This window comes from Denitrobacterium detoxificans, from assembly GCF_015062615.1.
In the GTDB taxonomy this organism is placed as follows: domain Bacteria; phylum Actinomycetota; class Coriobacteriia; order Coriobacteriales; family Eggerthellaceae; genus Denitrobacterium; species Denitrobacterium detoxificans_A.
Window position 1 is genome coordinate 63,803 of the sequence record NZ_SUUH01000005.1, and the last position, 17,028, is coordinate 80,830.

Annotated in this window: 13 protein-coding genes; 12 read left to right on the top strand and 1 reads right to left on the bottom strand. The window is 59.3% G+C overall.

The window, feature by feature from the left end; translation table 11 throughout:
• Positions 1-3 precede the first annotated feature (3 nt).
• From E7002_RS07210 to E7002_RS07235, 6 genes are all read left to right on the top strand, one after another.
• Positions 4-540 carry a hypothetical protein gene (locus E7002_RS07210; protein ID WP_303728186.1) on the top strand — a complete coding sequence of 179 codons (537 nt, stop codon included), beginning with the start codon at positions 4-6 and terminating at the stop codon, positions 538-540.
• Between the two features lie 166 nt (positions 541-706).
• Entirely contained in the window at positions 707-1,228 is a 522-nt protein-coding gene (locus tag E7002_RS07215) for a YtxH domain-containing protein (RefSeq protein ID WP_303728187.1), read from the top strand.
• 67 nt (positions 1,229-1,295) lie between these two features.
• On the top strand, positions 1,296-2,132 hold the full coding sequence (locus E7002_RS07220; RefSeq protein ID WP_303728188.1) for a PRC-barrel domain protein: 837 nt from the start codon (positions 1,296-1,298) through the stop codon (positions 2,130-2,132).
• Between the two features lie 15 nt (positions 2,133-2,147).
• Positions 2,148-2,927, top strand: a complete 780-nt coding sequence (locus E7002_RS07225; RefSeq protein ID WP_303728189.1) for a TVP38/TMEM64 family protein — start codon at positions 2,148-2,150, stop codon at positions 2,925-2,927.
• The gene (locus E7002_RS07230; protein ID WP_303728190.1) at positions 2,920-3,195 is read left to right on the top strand and encodes a TM2 domain-containing protein; all 276 of its coding nucleotides are present in this window, start codon (positions 2,920-2,922) and stop codon (positions 3,193-3,195) included. Before E7002_RS07225 ends, E7002_RS07230 begins: the two co-directional genes overlap by 8 nt.
• A gap of 123 nt (positions 3,196-3,318) precedes the next feature.
• Complete coding sequence (locus tag E7002_RS07235) at positions 3,319-4,632, top strand: NCS2 family permease (protein ID WP_303728192.1); 1,314 nt, start codon at positions 3,319-3,321, stop codon at positions 4,630-4,632.
• Positions 4,633-5,422: 790 nt separating this feature from the next.
• On the opposite strand, the gene E7002_RS07240 is transcribed toward E7002_RS07235, so the two are convergent.
• Positions 5,423-9,271, bottom strand: a complete 3,849-nt coding sequence (locus E7002_RS07240; protein ID WP_303728193.1) for a hypothetical protein — start codon at positions 9,269-9,271, stop codon at positions 5,423-5,425.
• 160 nt (positions 9,272-9,431) lie between these two features.
• On the opposite strand from E7002_RS07240, the gene E7002_RS07245 reads away from it, so the two are divergent.
• From E7002_RS07245 to E7002_RS07270, 6 genes are all read left to right on the top strand, one after another.
• Positions 9,432-10,331 carry a polyphosphate polymerase domain-containing protein gene (locus E7002_RS07245; RefSeq protein WP_303728194.1) on the top strand — a complete coding sequence of 300 codons (900 nt, stop codon included), beginning with the start codon at positions 9,432-9,434 and terminating at the stop codon, positions 10,329-10,331.
• The gene (locus E7002_RS07250) at positions 10,324-11,028 is read left to right on the top strand and encodes a DUF4956 domain-containing protein (protein WP_066663679.1); all 705 of its coding nucleotides are present in this window, start codon (positions 10,324-10,326) and stop codon (positions 11,026-11,028) included. Before E7002_RS07245 ends, E7002_RS07250 begins: the two co-directional genes overlap by 8 nt.
• A gap of 2 nt (positions 11,029-11,030) precedes the next feature.
• Positions 11,031-13,247, top strand: coding sequence for a carbohydrate-binding domain-containing protein (locus E7002_RS07255; RefSeq protein WP_303728196.1), 2,217 nt, complete (start codon positions 11,031-11,033; stop codon positions 13,245-13,247).
• Between the two features lie 177 nt (positions 13,248-13,424).
• Positions 13,425-14,363 (top strand): aldolase, encoded by a 939-nt coding sequence (locus E7002_RS07260; protein ID WP_066663673.1) that lies wholly within the window; start codon positions 13,425-13,427, stop codon positions 14,361-14,363.
• Between the two features lie 120 nt (positions 14,364-14,483).
• The gene (locus E7002_RS07265; protein WP_303728197.1) at positions 14,484-15,170 is read left to right on the top strand and encodes a response regulator transcription factor; all 687 of its coding nucleotides are present in this window, start codon (positions 14,484-14,486) and stop codon (positions 15,168-15,170) included.
• The gene (locus tag E7002_RS07270; RefSeq protein ID WP_303728198.1) at positions 15,154-16,659 is read left to right on the top strand and encodes a cell wall metabolism sensor histidine kinase WalK; all 1,506 of its coding nucleotides are present in this window, start codon (positions 15,154-15,156) and stop codon (positions 16,657-16,659) included. The genes E7002_RS07265 and E7002_RS07270 overlap by 17 nt, the downstream gene beginning before the upstream one ends.
• Positions 16,660-17,028 lie beyond the last annotated feature (369 nt).

Consider the following 17,028-nt stretch of genomic DNA (forward strand, 5'->3'; position numbering starts at 1 on the left):
AATGTGGCTCGCCGGGGGCTTGGCTCATTGCATGCCGTAGAAATTGCTATTTATACACTCCGAGTTAATGAAACTGGCGTCTCGCAAGGTGAAACTTGGGACTGGCGTATGAAAACCACGTACAACAAAGGGGGACTTATGAAAAACGCCGTAAAGCCGCTTCTCATCATCTCGTTGATTCTGGGGGTTCTGAATTTGGTAGGGTTTGGAGTCTACTATGCGTATATCAGTGCTGGCGCCAGTACGGCGCTGAGCGCAACGGGATTGGGCGGGTTGTCGTCTATCGCTCAATACAGTATCGATTACGCGTTTTCGCGTCTTGTGCCGTGGGCGATTGTGTCGGCGGTTGCCCTTGCTATGAACATTGCAGCTTTGGCAAAGCGCGACATTGCGTTGCTCGCTCTCTTTGCGGGCATCCTCTACTTCGTGGCTGTCTTTATTGCGTATGGCGATTTTTGGATGGGCACCATCTTCGAAGCGGTTTTGTGCGTCGTTGCGTTCGTGATTCAGTTTATGGCTAGCAAAAAGTCGGAAGAGTAGACAGCTGGGGCGCAATGCCCCAACCTCCTGCTTTTGACCGTCAATTCCTATTATTACGACTTGTAAACCGCACGTCTCATCTGCGAAGAGTATTCTATAATGGCTGAAAGCCCTCGTGGCACTACATTGGCACTGCAACCGTAAACACGGTGAATAGGAGGCAGCAATGAGTGGAAAATTCGGATGGTTTGTAGCAGGTGCAGGCATCGGTGCGGCGCTCGCGCTGCTGTACGCTCCCCGCACGGGCGTGGAAACGCGCGCGCTGGTTGCAGATAAGGCCAACGATGCTTGGGGCAGCGCTCAGCAGTTCGGAGCCGAAGCTCAGTCTCGCGGCCAGCAGATCTATGCCAATATGAAGGTCAAGGGCCAGGAAGTGTACGATAGCGCCAGCGCGAGTGCTCGTACGGTATACGGCCAGGCTTCGGAAGCCGCCCAGGGCGCCATCAGCGACGTGTCCGATCGCATGCGTACGGCCACGGGCAACGTGAAGCCCGTCTTCACCGAGCGTAACGACGAGCTGCGTGAGAAGATCGATGCCGCGCGTGCGCGCATCGCTGCGCAGGTGGCCAAGAACGCCGAAGAGGCGAAGGAGGCAGAGGCTCCTGCCGAGCCCATTCAGGCAGAGGCCGAGGTTGCCGATGCTGCGGAAGAGCCGAAGGAAATTGCCGAAGGCGCTTCCGAAGAATAATATGTAGTGGTTCTTTTTGGGCGGCACCTCTACGGGGGTGCCGCTTTGTGATTATCTGGGGGTCCGCATGGCGGCAAGAACATACAGTACCAAGGCGCTTTCCGGTACGCGCGTAGTGGGCGGAAAGAGTGGCACCAAGCACATTGGCAAGGTGCGCTACTTCGTGTTTCATCCGTCCGAGAAACGTTGCGTTGGCTTTCTGGTAAAGCGCCCCGATTTGGCGCTCATGTTCCGCCGTAAGGACGAATTCGTTGCGCTCGATGGCTTCGAAATGGAAGACGGGCGCATTCGCATTCACGACGAAGACAAGTACGCGTGCGGCCGTCCGGCCATCAAGCGCCTGGGGCTCGACTGGGATCGTTGCACCATCTGGGAGCACATGCCCATCCTCACGGTAAGCGGCAAGGAATGCGGTACGGTGGGCGACATCGAGTTTCTGCAGTCCAGCGGCAAGATCGTGGCCGTTCGCCCCGACAAGGGCTCGCTCGACGCGGCGCTTCTGGGTCGCACGGTTATTCCCTCGAAGATGATTAAGGGGTTCCGCCTGGGCATTGGCGGTGTGGCGGTTGCCACACAGCAGCAGGTGGGCGAGCAGTTGGAAGACGACGACGTCCAAACGGGCGCCATTCTGGTTTCCGACGAGATCTTCAGCCTTCAGTCGGAGGGCGGCCTTGCGGAAAAAGCGGGCGCGAGTGCTGCGATTGCGCAGGAGAAGATCCGCGAGGTTGCCGAGTCCGCTAAGCCAGGCATGAAGAAGGCGGCGAAGGCCACGGGCGAGGCCGTCAACAAGGGCGCGTATCTTACGGGGCGCCAGCTCACGCGTGCCAAGGGCATGTTCTCGGCGTTCAAGGAAGAGTACGACAAGGCTGTTTCGGGTGACGACCAGCCGAAGTCGGGAAAATAGTGTGCAGGAGTTTTCGTGGGTGAGCAGATGGGGCAGAAGAAGCAGGAAGGCACGCGGAATGCGGAGGCCGTAAACGTCTTTGGGCATGTGGTTCCCAAGGCCGACCTGTTCAAGCTGTTGGGGCTCATTGCGTTTTTCGTCGTTTCTATTGCGGCGGTCGTGGCCGTGTGGCCGTTCATTGGCGAGCTTTTTGAAGAGGGTGGCGTGGAGCGCGTCATCGCCAAAGTGCAGGACGCCGGTGTGTTTGGCGTGTGCATTCTGCTTGCCATGCAATTGCTGCAGGTCATTGTTGCGTTCATTCCTGGTGAAGTCGTGCAAATCGCTGCGGGTATGTTGTATGGCCCTTGGTTTGGCGCGCTCATCATCCTTGTGGGCTGCCTTATCTCCAGCTTCATCATTTACCTGATCGTGCATCGTCTGGGTCAGCCATTCGTGGAGGACATGGTTCCCACGAAGCATCTCGAGCGCTTTCGGGCGTTCGAGAAAAGCGGCAAGCTCGACATCATGGTGATCATCCTGTTCCTTATTCCTGGTCTGCCGAAAGACGTATTCACGTATCTGGTGCCCCTTACTGAGATGCCCATGGGGCGCTATTTAGCCATTACCACGCTTGCGCGCATTCCGGGGGTCGTTATGTCAACCCTTGCCGCGTCGGGCCTGGCCGAGGGCAACTTTGCCATGGGCATTGCGGTGTTTGTCATCGTGGGTGTGCTTGCGGTTCTTGGCTTCGTCTTCCGCGAGCGCATTATGGCGCTGGGGACGCATGGGAAAGGCGGGGGAGATTCGCATGAGTGAGCAAACGTATGCGCCCCATCGGAGCCGCGTCGTGGCGGGGCTGCTTGCCTTGTTCTTCGGGTGCCTTGGCTTGCATAAGTTCTACCTTGGCTATTTTGGCGCGGGCCTTATGATGATGGGCATGTCTTTGGTGCTTGGCATTTTGAGCTTCGGCATTTCCGCAGGTGCCATGGCTGTTATTGGCATTGTCGAGGGCGTTATCTACCTTACGCGCACGCCCGAGGATTTCGAAATGCTGTACGTTCGCGATCGTCGCGAGTGGTTTTAAATTCCCCCTCTTCTTGTTTGCGCGTGCATTCTGGTTGCTTTCGCGTATTCGTATTGTTCCCCTTCCGTAACAATAGGGCTATAATTTCTCCGTTTTTAGAGTCTTGAAATGGAAGGTTGGGTAATGGACGAGTTCTTCAAGATTTCCGCTCGTGGATCGAGTGTGCGAACGGAGGTTATAGCCGGTCTGACGACGTTTCTTACCATGGCATATGTGGTCGCCGTCAATCCGGCTATGCTGCAATTGGTGGGCATGTCGTTTAACGCGGCGCTCACTGCCACGTGCTTCGGTGCGGCTATCATGACGCTGATCATGGGCCTAGTTGCCAACCGTCCTGTTGCTTTGGCCACGGGCATGGGCCTGAATGCTGTGGTCGTGTACAGCATCTGCCTGGGTACGGGCGTCGACTGGCGCGTAGCTATGGCGTGCGTGCTGTTGGAAGGCCTGGTCATTCTGCTGCTGGTTGCGTTTGGCCTGCGCGAGGCCATCCTGAACGCAATCCCCACCAGCCTGCAGCATGCCATCGGCATTGGTATTGGCCTGTTCATCGCTTTCATTGGCCTGAAGGGCGGCGGCCTTATCGTGGATAGCAGCGCTTCGCTGATTACTATGGGCAGCATTCGCCAGCCCGTGGCCGTGGTGTCCATCTTGTCGATTGTTCTGGCCATTGGGTTTACCGTGCTGAAGGTACGCGGTGCCCTCATGTGGTCCATTCTCATTTCCACGATCGTGGGCATTCCGCTGGGCGTTACCGTGCTGCCTACCGATTGGAATTTCGGCCTGGACTTCAGCGCTTTCGCCGCTCCCATTCAGACTACGCCTGAAGGCACCATTGCCATTCTGCAGGTGTTCCTGGAGCCCGTTCTGCTGATGTTCGTATTCAGTATGATCATGAGCGACTTCTTCGATACCATCGGCACCGTGTTCGCCGTGGGCGAGAAGGCTGGTTTCGCCGAGCATAACGGCCGCATCATCGGCCTGCGCAAGATCCTGGTTGTTGACTCCATCGCCGCTGCCGTTGGTGGCTGGATTGGCGCAAGCTCCATTACGAGCTACGCGGAATCCACTGCCGGCGCCGCCGCTGGTGCTCGTACGGGTCTTTCCAACGTGGTCGTTGCCGTTTGCTTCGTGCTGTGCGCGTTCCTGGCTCCCATCATTGGCATGATTTCCAGCTCTGCTACCTGCGGTGCCCTGGTGGTTGTTGGCTATCTGATGATGAGCTCGATTGCGGATATCGATTGGAAAGATCCTGCGATGGCCATCCCGTCGTTCCTGACGATCGCTGGCATCCCCATGACCTACTCCATCACCGATGGTATCGGTTTCGGCTTCATCTTCTACTGCTTCGTGATGTTCGCCATGGGCCGCTTCAAGGAAGTGCATCCGCTCATGTGGGGTACGTCGGCTGCGTTCCTGGTGGCATACTTCATGATTTAGTGTCCGCGCTGCGGGGTGGGGGATGCCCTTGGGGGCACCCGCTCCGCTGCTCGCGTGGTTTCGGCCCCGCACGGGCCGAAACCTACGCTCGTGCGCTCGCTGCTTCATGCATATACTTGGATTTTTCGCCCAAGGCGAAAAATCGGGCCCAGCTGAGCTGGGCCTTTTTGTTTGCTTTCAGAGTGCCCCCAAGGGCATCCCCCACCCCGCAGCGCTACCCAATCCGCTTGTGCCCCCAGAAGCGCGCGCTTTGGGGCGCGCTTTCCCGATCGGGAATCGCCTCACGGGCGCGGGCGCCCTGCTGCGCGCCCGTCCGACGACCCTTGCAGTTATGCAATAGGAACCCAGCCGCAGCAGGGCGCAAAGCGAAGCGAGCGCCCGTACGGCGACCTCACGACCCGGCGAGTGGAACCCAACCGCAGCAGGGCGCGCAGCGAAGCGCCCGCGCCCGTGAGGCGATTCCCGATCGGTCCCAGGTCCCCAAGAGGTCCCGCACGGATGGGACGGGCTGTGGCGCAACCACCGGTTGTAGGGCCGGCCCGCGTCCCCCTGCGGGGGCACTCTGAAAGCAAACCAGAAACGCGCTATGCCCGGGGCTTCCGGAGGCGGAGCGGAAACGCAGTTTCCGCAAACGCCTCGGAAGCCCCGGGCAGCGCGAAGTAAAAGCATGAAGCAGCGCAGCGCACGAGCGTAGGCCTGGGCCCGTGAGGGGCCCAGGCCACGCGAGCAGCGGAGCGGTGCCCCGCAGGGGGACGCGGGCCGGCCCCGGGACAGAACGAGGGGGTAAGGGCTACAGCCCGTACCAGCCGATGCCCTCGTACTTCCAGCCGAGTTTGCGCAGCCCGTCGCGTTCGCTCGCGCTCGTCGTGTAGTGGTGCGAGCCGGACTTGGCGTTCGGGTTGTACAGGCGGTAGAGCGGCGTCGTCTTGTTGTCGTCGGAGTACCAGCCGATGCCCTCGTACTTCCAGCCAAGGCCCCTCAGCCAGTCGCGCTCCTCGGCGCTCATGGTGTAGTGGTGGTCACCACCGTTGGGGTTGTACAGGCGGTACACGGGCGTGTTGCTCGTTGCGGGCGCCGTCCAGCCGATGCCCTCGTATTTCCACCCGAGCTTGCGCAGGCCGTCGCGCTCCTCGGCGCTGGCCGTGTAGAAGTGCTCGCCGCCGTTCGGGTTGTACAGGCGATACATGCTTTGCTTACTCGTGCCGCTGGAATCTACGATTTGGAACGCAGCGACGCGCGAGCCCTTGTAATAGTGGCCGGTTGCAATGACGTATACCGTTGCGGTGCCAGGGTTGATATTGTTGACGTACTGCAGGGTGTAGTCGACGTCCTTGCGCAGGGTTACGCCCTTCACGATGACCGAGGGGTTGGGCGTTACGGCCTTGCCCGTGTATGCCTGCGGGGAAACGACGTTGATGATCACGTCAGTTTCGGTGGTTAGATCCACAACGTTCGCGATGAAGACGGGGAAGTGGCCATTCACGTTGTTCGAGTCGAAATGGAAGGGCGTGCCCAGCGTGGTGTCGGCGAAGTCCACGCTCTGCATCACTTCGGACGTTTGTTTGGTGATGCCGTCCCCTGCCAGCCTTCCAGCCGCTTGCGTGCAGGAAAGCTCCAGGTAGTGGGTATTTTCGAAGGTTGCGTTCCCATTGGCAACGTCGCCGCAGATGGCGCCTGCCGCAGTTCCCGTAAGGTCTACTCCGTTGTACGTTACGAGCCCCGTGTTGTATGCGCGCTTTACGGTAAGCTGGCTCGTCGCCCAGCCCACCAGGCCGCCGGCATACGGTCCGTCGGCGGCAAGACCCGATACGGTAACGTATCCTGTGTTGTATGCACTTTCCACGCGTACGTTGTACCCGCAGCCTTCCAGGCCGCCTGCCATGCCGCGTGACGTGATGTTTCCACTGTTGTACGACGTCAGAAACTCGCTGCTGCTTGCGCAGGATTCGCCATTCGCACTGCCTGCAAAGCCCAGCAATCCGCCTACGCGCGTAGCGTTGGGCGCTTGGATGTTGCCGGTGTTGGCGCAGTCTTGGAACACGACGTGCGCGTTGGGGAGCGCGCGCCCCAACATGCCTCCCACGCCTTCGGTTTCCAGTCCGTCGGTGACGGAGCCCGATGTGAAGCAAGAATTGAACGTGAGCGAGCCTTCTTTCATGACGCCCACGAGTCCTCCCAGATCGGCCGCAGACGCGGAAACGGCTACGCTGCTACTGACGTTGTAGAACGTCGTCTCTCCGCCGTTCACCGTCTCTGCAAGGGCAGGTCGCGACATGGTGCCGGCAAGCACGAGGTCTTTCACTTCCGTTTGCTCGTGTGACCCGGAAATGGCATTGAACAGGGGCTGCGTGGTGCCTGCATGCATGGTGATGGTGTGTCCGCCGCCATCGAAGCTTCCCGCAAAGGGCGACGCAATGCCAATGGAGGGCACAAGGGGCGAAGTGTCGGTGTTTACCAGGTCGAGGTCGGCGGTCAGCTTGTAATGCGCCGAGCCATAGGCGGGGAAGTCGTTTTCGATGCAGTACTGCATGTAGGCAAGTGCGCCTACGGAGTCGATGACGTAGGGGTCGTTTTCGGTGCCCGTGCTTGCGTTGGCGAACGAATCGGGGCCTGCGGCAACGGCAAATTGAACTTGCATGCTGCCGCTGTAGTTGCCTCCGGGAACGGCTACCGCGTCAACGCTGCCAAGCGGTGCGGCGGTCTTCGTATTTCCGCTGTTCCAGTCCAGGGTGTAGTCGACGTTTTCCTGCAGCTGCTTGCCCGCGGCATTGGTAATGGTGATGGTGGGGCGCACCAGGTTGTTGCCGCCGAAGTTCCAGGTGCTGGTAGCGGTGTACGTGCAGTTGCTTGTGCCCAGGTTGGCTGGGTCGATGGTGAAAGCGTGCGGTCCGTTTTGCGTTCCCGCATAGGCGCCCGCACCCGTTACGGTGAACGTTGCGGGGCTCGTGCTCGTGGTGACATTGGTGTTGTTGCTGCCCGTAACCGTGTAGTCGGAATCGGGATTGAGCTCGGTGCCGTTCAGCACGACGCGGATGTCGGAAGGCAGAATTGCTTCGCCTGTATACGTTACCGTTTCGCTGTACGAGATAGTGGCGTCTTCCAGGTTGACCGAGGGCTCCTCCAGGCCCAGCTGCCAATAGAGCACGGGGTATCCGTAGTTGGGCTTTGAGCTTTCGTGGCCGTCGATGAAGTATGCCCCCAGTTTGCTTGCGCCCTGTCGCTTCAAATCGTCGAACGAGAGGGGCAGGGCGTTTGATTGGCTAACGGTGGGTGCCACGAGTCCGCCGGTATCGGTTTCTCGCGTGCCTGCCCAGCCTGCGGCTGCATCGCCGCGGAAGTAGCAGTTCCCAATGCGAATTTCGCTGCCTTCTTCGCCCACGCCTGCCAGGCCCACCATACCGCCTACGGAAGTGGATCCGTCGGCTTGGCTTTGCTTGCCCATGAGGCTTGCGCTATAGGTGTTCGTGATGGCCAGGCGGTATAGTCCGCCTTGCGCGCGTCCTACGATGCCTCCCAGGTACGCCGTTCCGCCTACGGGGGTTCCAATGACGGTGTATTCGCGATCGTTTTCCGCGGCGCTGAAGCAGTTGGAGATGGTCAGCTTGCAGCCGCTATTCGCGCCCACGAGGCCGCCGCCTGCGGCAGAGGCGGAAACGCTACCCGTGTTGCCACATGCGCTTATGGTTACCGTGGGTGGCGTGCTGGCGGATTCAGCTTCGCAGAGGCCTACGAGTCCGCCGGCGTTGCCAGCGTTTTCGCCCACGCTGCCCGCCCTAATGAGCCCCGTGTTGGTGCTTGCGGCGTTGAAGTCCAGGTAGTTGCGCGATGCGTGCAGCGAGAGGTCGCAATCGAGCGCGTATCCCACCATGCCGCCTGCGGCCTTCATACCGCTTACGGGCCCGCAGGTTTCGCATCCGTCGATGGTGAGAGTCCCCGTCGCCTTGCCAACCAGGCCGCCAGCGATGCTGCTACTGCCGTTTGCTGTGGCTGCAACGGAACACGTGACGCCTTCGAACGTAACGTTGCCATCCGCAACGCCCAGCACGCCCGCGGCGATTTGTCCCACGCCTGTGGCCGTGGTGGTGCCCGAAAGGTCGAAATCCCTGAATGTGGCGTCGTACCCCGCTGCCGTGGCGCCGAAGAGCGACGCCATCTTGTATTGCAGCGTCATGTCGGTGATGCCAATTTGGTTGAGCTTGATGGAGTGCCCGTTGCCGTCGAAGGTGCCGCAGAAGTACGCGTAATCGACTACGCGTTCGCCTTCTTCGCCGATGGTCGTATGCTCGCCCCAGCCAATGGGTGACCAGGCGGTTTCTCCTGATGCGTCGATATTGGCGGTAAGCGCATAGTGGGCCGTCTGCGCGGCAGTGGGCGTGTACGTGCTGCCCGAGAGCTCTCCGGGCTTGTTCACCTCGCTCATCATGTAGCGCAGCTGGGCCACGTTGGCAATCTGATATGGATCGCTTGCCGTGCCCGTGCCCCCTGCATACGAGGTAGCAGGTTCGGTATCCGCAAAGGCGGATGCGGGCAGGAGAATCATCGCGACCGCGAAGAGGGCGCAGAGTAGAGCGCCCAGGCCCGCTTTGGAACGTGCCGTTTTCCGTGACTTCAGACTACCCAAGTGCGACTGTACGTGCATAACGACCCCCATCGCCGCGCGTGAAATGTAATCTCAATTCTACCATTTTCTCAGTTCAGGTGCACTAAACAGCTGGTTTTCGTCTTCGCGACAGCTTGTTATTCAGGCTGTTTTAAGGCGTGGTTTGTAGAGTCGGGTACAGTCAACGAGAGGAATGACGATGACTGACGCAAGTAAACCAAGCCCGAAGCCAATTGCCATCTTCGAGCGCACGGAAAAGAAGTACGTGATCACGCGTCGTCAGTTCGACCTGTTCATGCAGGCGATTGGCGATAAGCTCCGTGACGACCAGTACGCGCGCAGCACGATTTCGAGCCTGTATTTCGACACGATGGAAGACACGCTCATCAATCGTTCCATGGAAAAGCCCTTCTACAAGGAGAAGCTGCGCATTCGGTCGTACGGTCCCGCAGCAGCGAGCGACCTGGTGTTCGTAGAGCTCAAGAAGAAGTTCGACGGCATCGTGTACAAGCGTCGCGTGCAGCTTCCGCGCGACTTGGCCATCGCCTATATGCAAGGTGATGTGTCGTACCAGGAGGCCGTGCGCGTGGCGGCAAGTTTTGGCGCGCTGGATGCCGAGGAGGCGCTGTCCGCCAGCAAGTTGCAGACGGTGCGCGAAATCGACGCCACCATTGCGCGCTACCCGAAGCTGCGTCCGCGCATCATGGTAGTGGTGAACCGCCTGTCCCTGAAGAGTATCGACGGTAGCAACATTCGCTTCACCTTCGACTTCAACGCGCGGTGGCGTCATCAGAACCTGACGTTTGACCAGGGTGAAGGCGGTCATCTCATCTATGGCGAAGATGAGCGCAACATCATCCTGGAAATCAAATGCCAGAAGGCGTACCCCCTGTGGCTGGTGCATGCGCTGTCCAACTTGCGGATGTATCCGCAGCCCTGTTCGAAGATTGCGGGCGCCTATACGGCCCTTGTGCCGGTGGCCCAGGTGGGTGGCAAGCGCGTTCCCATCTACCAGAAGCAGCCGCTTGAACGCATTCAGACGAAAGACCGATACGGCGCGCCTGTCGCGCGTCGCGTGAAAGGAGCTCATTGTGCTTGATTCCCTGTTCACCAGCGTGCTAACCGCTAGCACCGATTCGACGGCTGCGGCAATGTCCGGCGTCGACTTCTTCCTTTGCTCGGCCGTCTCGCTCGTGCTTGGCGTGGCGATCGCGTTCATCTACATGTTCAAGCACTCATATTCGAAGAGCTTCGTTGTGACGCTCGCTCTGCTGCCCATCATCGTGCAGATGGTAATCAGCCTGGTGAACGGCAACATTGGTGCCGGCATTGCCGTCATGGGCGTGTTCAATTTGGTGCGCTTCCGCAGTATTCCGGGTAGCGCAAAGGACATCGGTTCGGTGTTCCTGGCCATGGCAGTGGGCCTGGCTACGGGCATGGGCTACCTGGCGCTGGCGTGCGTGTTCACGGTCATCGTGGCCATCGCGAACATCGTATTCGTGCTTTCCCCGCTGGGCAGCCAGATGGGCGAACGCGTGGAGCGCGCCCTTACCGTTACCATCCCTGAGGACATCGACTATACGAATCTCTTTGACGACCTGTTTGAACGCTTTACTTCCAAGCACGAACTCGTCAATACCCGTACCACCAACATGGGCAGCCTGTACAAGTTGGAATACCTTGTCACGCTGAAGGATGCGCGCGCAGAGAAGACGCTGCTCGATGCCATCCGCACGCGTAACGGCAATCTGACCGTCCAATGCGGTAGGCCCACCATGTTTCAGGAAAGGCTCTAACAATGACTACACCCAAACACGCTCGCTCTGGGTATTCGATACCGAATACCAGTGCGCAGCCGCAGGACCGCTCGAGCGGCGCGTGGCATGAGCACGAATCGGCGGGTACGTACCCCACGGTGGATTCCCCGCAGTTTCATGCGATGGGCGCAAGCCGCCGGTTTGCAAACCGTACGGCGGCTGCGCGGAAGCGCACGGTGCGCGATCGTCTGAACGCGCTTGCGCACCCCGTGCGCGCCATGGCCGTGGCCGGTCTCACGTTGGCACTGGTCGGCGTGGTGGGATGCTCCGCTCTCTCGTCGCTTGCGTCGAGCAGCGATTCCGATTCTTCGACGAGCACGACCACCACGACGGAAAGCACGGCAACGCATGCTAAGGGAGCCGTTGCCGCCGATACCGCGTCGATGACGTTCGAGTATTCCAATCGCGATAGCGATGCCAGCTACGATGCGTCCAGCGCGACCACCATTACGCTGAGCGATTCTTCCGCCACGGTAAGCGGGTCGGGCGCCACGGCCGATGGCTCCACGGTAACCATCACCACTGCTGGTACGTACGTTATCTCGGGTAGCTCAAGCGACGCCCAGATCGTGGTGGCTGCGGCTGACGACGAAAAGGTGCAGCTGGTACTTGATGGCGTGACCATGAGTTGCTCCAGCGGGCCGTGCATTAACGTGCAAACCGCTGACAAGGTGTTCATCACGCTCGATAGCGGTTCCACCAACACGCTTTCCGATGGCAGCGGCTGGACTCTGACGGGTGAGGATGGCGAACCGAACGCGACCATTTACAGCGAATGCGACCTTACGATCAACGGCAGCGGATCGCTTACGGTGAATGCCACGGTGAACCATGGCATCTCCAGCAAGAACGACCTTACCATCACGGGTGGCACGATTGACGTTACCTCGGTGGGCGATGGCTTGCATGGCAAGGATAGCGTGCAGATTTCCGATGGCGACATCACTATCGATTCCCAGTCCGATGGCATCAAGTCCACGGAAACGGACGAAGATGACAAGGGCTATGTCTCCATCGATGGCGGCACGATTGCCATCACCGCGGTTGACGATGGTATTCAGGCGAGCAAGCTCGTGCGCATTGCCGGTGGCGAGCTGGAGATTGACGTCGAGGGCGATGCCATTCATGGCGACTACGACGTGCAGATTGCGGATGGCGAGCTGGTCATCAACGCAGGCGACGACGGCGTGCACGCCGAGTACAACCTGAGTATCGAGGGTGGCCAGACTACGGTTGAGACGAGCGTCGAGGGCCTGGAAGGCCAGTGCGTGGAAATTTCGGGCGGCGAGAACCTGGTGTACTCCAGCGACGACGGCATCAATGCCGCGGCTGTCACTACCGATACCGTGACGACCGATGTTGCCGCCACGAACGCAACGAGCACAGCCGCAACGTCGGATAGCACCCAGACGACGGGTGAGGCCCCCCAGGCGCCGAGCGGCGACGCAGCGGGTGGCACGGCTCCTTCGGGTGACATGCCGAGCGGCGAAGCCCCTAGTGGCGAGCTTCCCAGCGATGCGGGTGGTACGCCCCCCGACGCTTCCGGCTCTACCGGTGGCGGCATGGCTGGCGGAAATGCCGGAGGCGGCATGGCTGGCGCGTCGAGCGCCTGCAACATCACGATTTCCGGTGGCTCCACCACGCTTGTCTGCACTGCCGATGGCGACAGCATGGACTCCAACGGCAATATCGAAATGACCGCGGGCGAGCTGTATATCTCGGGCGTATCGGGTGGTGATAATGGCGCTATCGACTATGAGTCCACGGCTACGATTACGGGCGGAACGGCTTTCGTCGTGGGCAACTCGGGCATGGACGGTGCGTTCACCAGCGATAGTACGCAGCCCTTCATTGCGGTAAGCGCCAGCGGGCAGGCCGGCTCTACGGTTACCGTGGAAGATGCCTCGGGCAATGTGGTGGCTAGCTATACCTCGGTCAATGGATTTAGCTATGTGGTTGTTTCCAACGCGAGCCTGGTGGATGGCCAAGAGTACACCATCTTGGTGAATGGCCAGGAAGCTACCACGGCAACGGCCAGTACCGAGGCTGCTACGACGACCATGGGGTCTGGTGGCGGCATGGCTGGCGGTAATGGCGGCGGCGGATTTGGCGGTCGCGGTGGTGGCGACATGGCCAATGGCGATGCTTCTTCGGGGCAAAGCCAGCAGTCCGGCACGACGCAGACGACCACCGTATAGCTCTTCTTGCGTAATGCAGGGCGGGGAGGAGCGCCCCGCATGCTTGGGCGGTTGACCTTGGGGTCAACCGCCTTTTTGCGTCCTTTTTCGGCAAAAAGCCAGCCCGATATGCTGGCATCGCGTACAATAGTCTGGTTACATCGGTAACAGTATGACCTTTCCTTAAGGAGGAACCACATGCCAAGCATTACTCGTGATCAGGTGAAAGTCCCTGCCGACGTTATGCCTGAGGTCCGTGAAACCTACATCGACAACTATCTGAAGGCAACCCGCAACACCGGTCGCCTCATGCTGTTCGCCTGCGACCAGAAGATGGAGCACCTGAACGGCGACTTCTACGGCGAGGGCATCGATCCCTCCGATAACGATCCCGAGCATCTGTTCCAGATTGGCCAGGAAGGCGTCATTGGCGTTCTGGCTGGTCAGCGTGGCCTTATTGCTCGCTATGCTCCCGATTACCCGGAAATCAACTTCCTGGTGAAGATGAACTCCAAGACGAACCTGGTGAAGACGGCTCAGGACGATCCGTATTCTCCCCAGCTGCACGACCTCGAGGCCGTTCTGGCCATGCGCGAGGCTGGCGTCAACATCGTGGGCCTTGGCTACACCATCTACCTGGGCAGCGAATATGAATCCACCATGCTGGCCGAGGCTGGCGAACTCATCGCTCAGGCACATGCAAACGGCCTGATCGTGGTCCTGTGGATCTATCCTCGCGGCAAGGCCGTTGCCGACGAGAAGGCCCCCGCACTCATCGCTGGTGCTGCTGGTGCCGCCCTGTGCCTGGGTGCCGACTTCGTGAAGGTCAACCCTCCGAAAGACACCGAGGAAGCTACCAGCGCCCAGAGCCTGGCCATCGCTTCCCAGGCTGCTGGCCGCACCGGCCTGGTGTGCGCTGGCGGTTCCAAGGCCGACGCCAAGGAATTCCTGTCCAACCTGTACGATCAGATTCATGTGGGCGGTGCCTGCGGTAACGCCACGGGCCGCAACATCCACATGCGTTCGCTGGAAGAGGCCGTGCGCCTCACGAAGGCCATCAGCGCCATCACGCTGGCCGACTACGAGGTCGACGACGCTCTGGCCGTTTACAACGGCGAAGCCGACTTCGCGCTGTAGTTCAGCTTCATAGCGTATGGGGGGCAGCTAGCTCATGCTAGCTGCCCCTTCTTGTATTCAGGGGCGTTTCAGGTTCGTTGATACAATAGGGATGTATATGTATGAGGGGAAAGGACCGACATGCAAATACTGGTTGTAGAAGACGACATCCGCCTCGCTGATGCCCTTGCCACTATCCTGCGTAACAATGACTATCAGGTCGACGTGGTGAACGATGGCGAAGAGGGCCTGTATTACGCCCAGAGCGGCATCTACGACTGCATCGTGCTCGACGTGATGCTTCCCCATAAGGACGGGTTCGAGATCTCGCAGCAGCTGCGTCGCGAGAAGAATCCCGTGCCCATTCTCATGCTCACCGCCCGTAGCGCTATCGCCGATAAGGTGGGTGGCCTGGACAGCGGCGCCGACGATTACATGACCAAGCCCTTTGCCCCCGTGGAACTCCTTGCGCGCATTCGTTCGCTTACGCGCAGGCAGGGCGATGTGGTGTTCGAGTCGCTGGAGTTCGGCAACGTGAAGCTCGATCTGGATACGTGCGAGCTTTCGTGTGGCGCGAAGAGCATTCGCCTGTCGCAGAAGGAATTCGCCATCATGAAAATCCTGCTGGCAAATCCCTCGCGCGTAACTTCGAAGGAAACGCTCATAACCAAGGTATGGGGCTACGATTCCTCTGCGGAAGATAACAATGTGGAAGCGTACATTTCCTTTCTGCGCAAGAAGCTCGATTTCGTAGGTTCGTCCGTGCATATCGAAACGCTACGCAAGCTTGGCTATCGCCTAAGGGACGACAATGGTGAAGACGCATAAGAAACGCAAGGGGAACACGGCGTTCGAAGGCTTTCGCCGGAAGTTCGTCGTTACGAACATGGCGTTCGTACTCGTCGTTTTGGTGGCGGTGCTTTCTGCCGTGGGCGTGGCCAATTATTCGCAGCGTGTAAGCGAAGTGTACGATTCGTTGCAGCATCGCGTGGGCATGGATGTAGCGCAATCGAAGGCTTCGAACGCGGGTGGCGACGAAGTGAATTGGGGGAGCGTACCCCCTGCGTCCACTACTCCACTCTCTGGGTCGGATGAATCTATTTCCGCAGGAAATGCGGGGGAGGGTACCCCCTCTGAAGCGAATGCTGCAAATTCTTCCGAAGCGGAATCGGGCCAGAGCGAACAAGCACCCAATGCTGCGGAGGGTGATGCGTCCCAGCAACCTAGCGGGGATGGTATCGACGGTGCCCAGATGGGCCGCGACGGCATAGGCAGCCAGATGGTGGCAACGTCCTCGTTTTCCGTTGACGCCGATAGTGGCGAGATAACCGTTCTCTCCGATACGCTTGGCATGGATTCCGACGTGCTTGCCTCGGCTGCTTCCGTTGCGCAAGACGCCATTGCTGAGTCGGGCGAATCCATGGTCCAGGGGCATGCCGATGGTCTGGGGTACTACTACCGCATCGAAAAGACCGAATCGGGGTACATGCTTGCCTTTGCGTCCGATACGTACGTAAGCCAGGGAACGCTTTCTCTGCTGGGTCCCTTCCTGCTTGCGGGCTTGGGTGCCTTGGCGGCCTTCTTCGTTGTGAGCGTGCTGCTTTCCAAGTGGGCGGTGCGCCCTGTGGAGCGTGCGTGGCGTCAGCAACAGCAGTTCATTGCCGATGCCAGCCACGAGCTGAAGACTCCGCTTACCGTGATTATCGCCAACGATTCCATTCTTGCCTCCCAGCCCGATGCCACGGTGGCGTCTCAGATGCAGTGGATCGAAAGCACGGAAACCGAAGCGCGCCTCATGCAGGGCCTGGTAAACGACATGCTTTATTTGGCCCAGATGGAAGACGGGGAACGAGAGCATGTGCTCAGTCGCTTGGATTTCAGCGATGTGGTGCAAAATGTCGCCCTACAATTCGAGAGCGTGGCATTCGAGCGCGGCGTGCTCATCGAAAACAGCATCGCCCCCAACATGGAGGTCGAAGGCGATCAAATGCGCCTGATGCGCATGGTTGCCACGCTGGTCGACAACGCATGCAAGTACACGGAGTCGCATGGCTCGGTGCACCTGACGCTCGAAAAGCGCTCGCAGGTATGCCGTCTTTCGGTGCATAACAGCGGTGCACCCATTGCCCCCGACGACTTGCCGCATCTGTTCGACCGGTTCTATCGTGCCGACAAGGCGCGCACGTCGGGCAAGGGCGGATATGGCCTGGGTCTTTCCATTGCGAAGAGCATTGCCGAAGACCATGGCGGCACGATTCGCGTGGCCAGTAGCGCTGCGGAAGGCACGACGTTCACGGTGGAATTGCCGCTTGCATAGCAGTCTTGCTTACCTGTTGCAGGCGTCCTGTCCCGTGTGGTGGGATGGGACGCCGTTGCGTTTTCCCAGGTCATATCTGCCGTTTTAGGAGAGGCCGTTAATTGGTCCCTGTAGGGCGTCTTTTCGGGCTGTATTCGTTCATCCATTCTCCATTTGGAGCATGGATTCGCATGCTTTTTCCTAACTCGTTTTCTACCTGGGCAAATGAATTATTCTTTACGAAATGGCCACAAAACTTATTGTGCGTGCAGCCAGTCAGATACCTCACCACTAAAAGTTAGTGCTTCCTAATTACCGCGAGCTTCGCTATAGTACCGAGCTTGTGTGTGTCTAGGACGATTTTGCAACGCCCCCGCGACCGTGCACTTT

Coding starts and splice junctions, on each gene's coding strand:
- E7002_RS07220 (WP_303728188.1), top strand. CDS start 1,296: ATGGCGGCAAGAACATACAGTACCAAGGCGCTTTCCGGTACGCGCGTA.
- E7002_RS07270 (WP_303728198.1), top strand. CDS start 15,154: ATGGTGAAGACGCATAAGAAACGCAAGGGGAACACGGCGTTCGAAGGC.
- E7002_RS07240 (WP_303728193.1), bottom strand. CDS start 9,271: ATGCACGTACAGTCGCACTTGGGTAGTCTGAAGTCACGGAAAACGGCA.
- E7002_RS07260 (WP_066663673.1), top strand. CDS start 13,425: ATGCCAAGCATTACTCGTGATCAGGTGAAAGTCCCTGCCGACGTTATG.
- E7002_RS07235 (WP_303728192.1), top strand. CDS start 3,319: ATGGACGAGTTCTTCAAGATTTCCGCTCGTGGATCGAGTGTGCGAACG.
- E7002_RS07265 (WP_303728197.1), top strand. CDS start 14,484: ATGCAAATACTGGTTGTAGAAGACGACATCCGCCTCGCTGATGCCCTT.
- E7002_RS07245 (WP_303728194.1), top strand. CDS start 9,432: ATGACTGACGCAAGTAAACCAAGCCCGAAGCCAATTGCCATCTTCGAG.
- E7002_RS07230 (WP_303728190.1), top strand. CDS start 2,920: ATGAGTGAGCAAACGTATGCGCCCCATCGGAGCCGCGTCGTGGCGGGG.
- E7002_RS07215 (WP_303728187.1), top strand. CDS start 707: ATGAGTGGAAAATTCGGATGGTTTGTAGCAGGTGCAGGCATCGGTGCG.
- E7002_RS07255 (WP_303728196.1), top strand. CDS start 11,031: ATGACTACACCCAAACACGCTCGCTCTGGGTATTCGATACCGAATACC.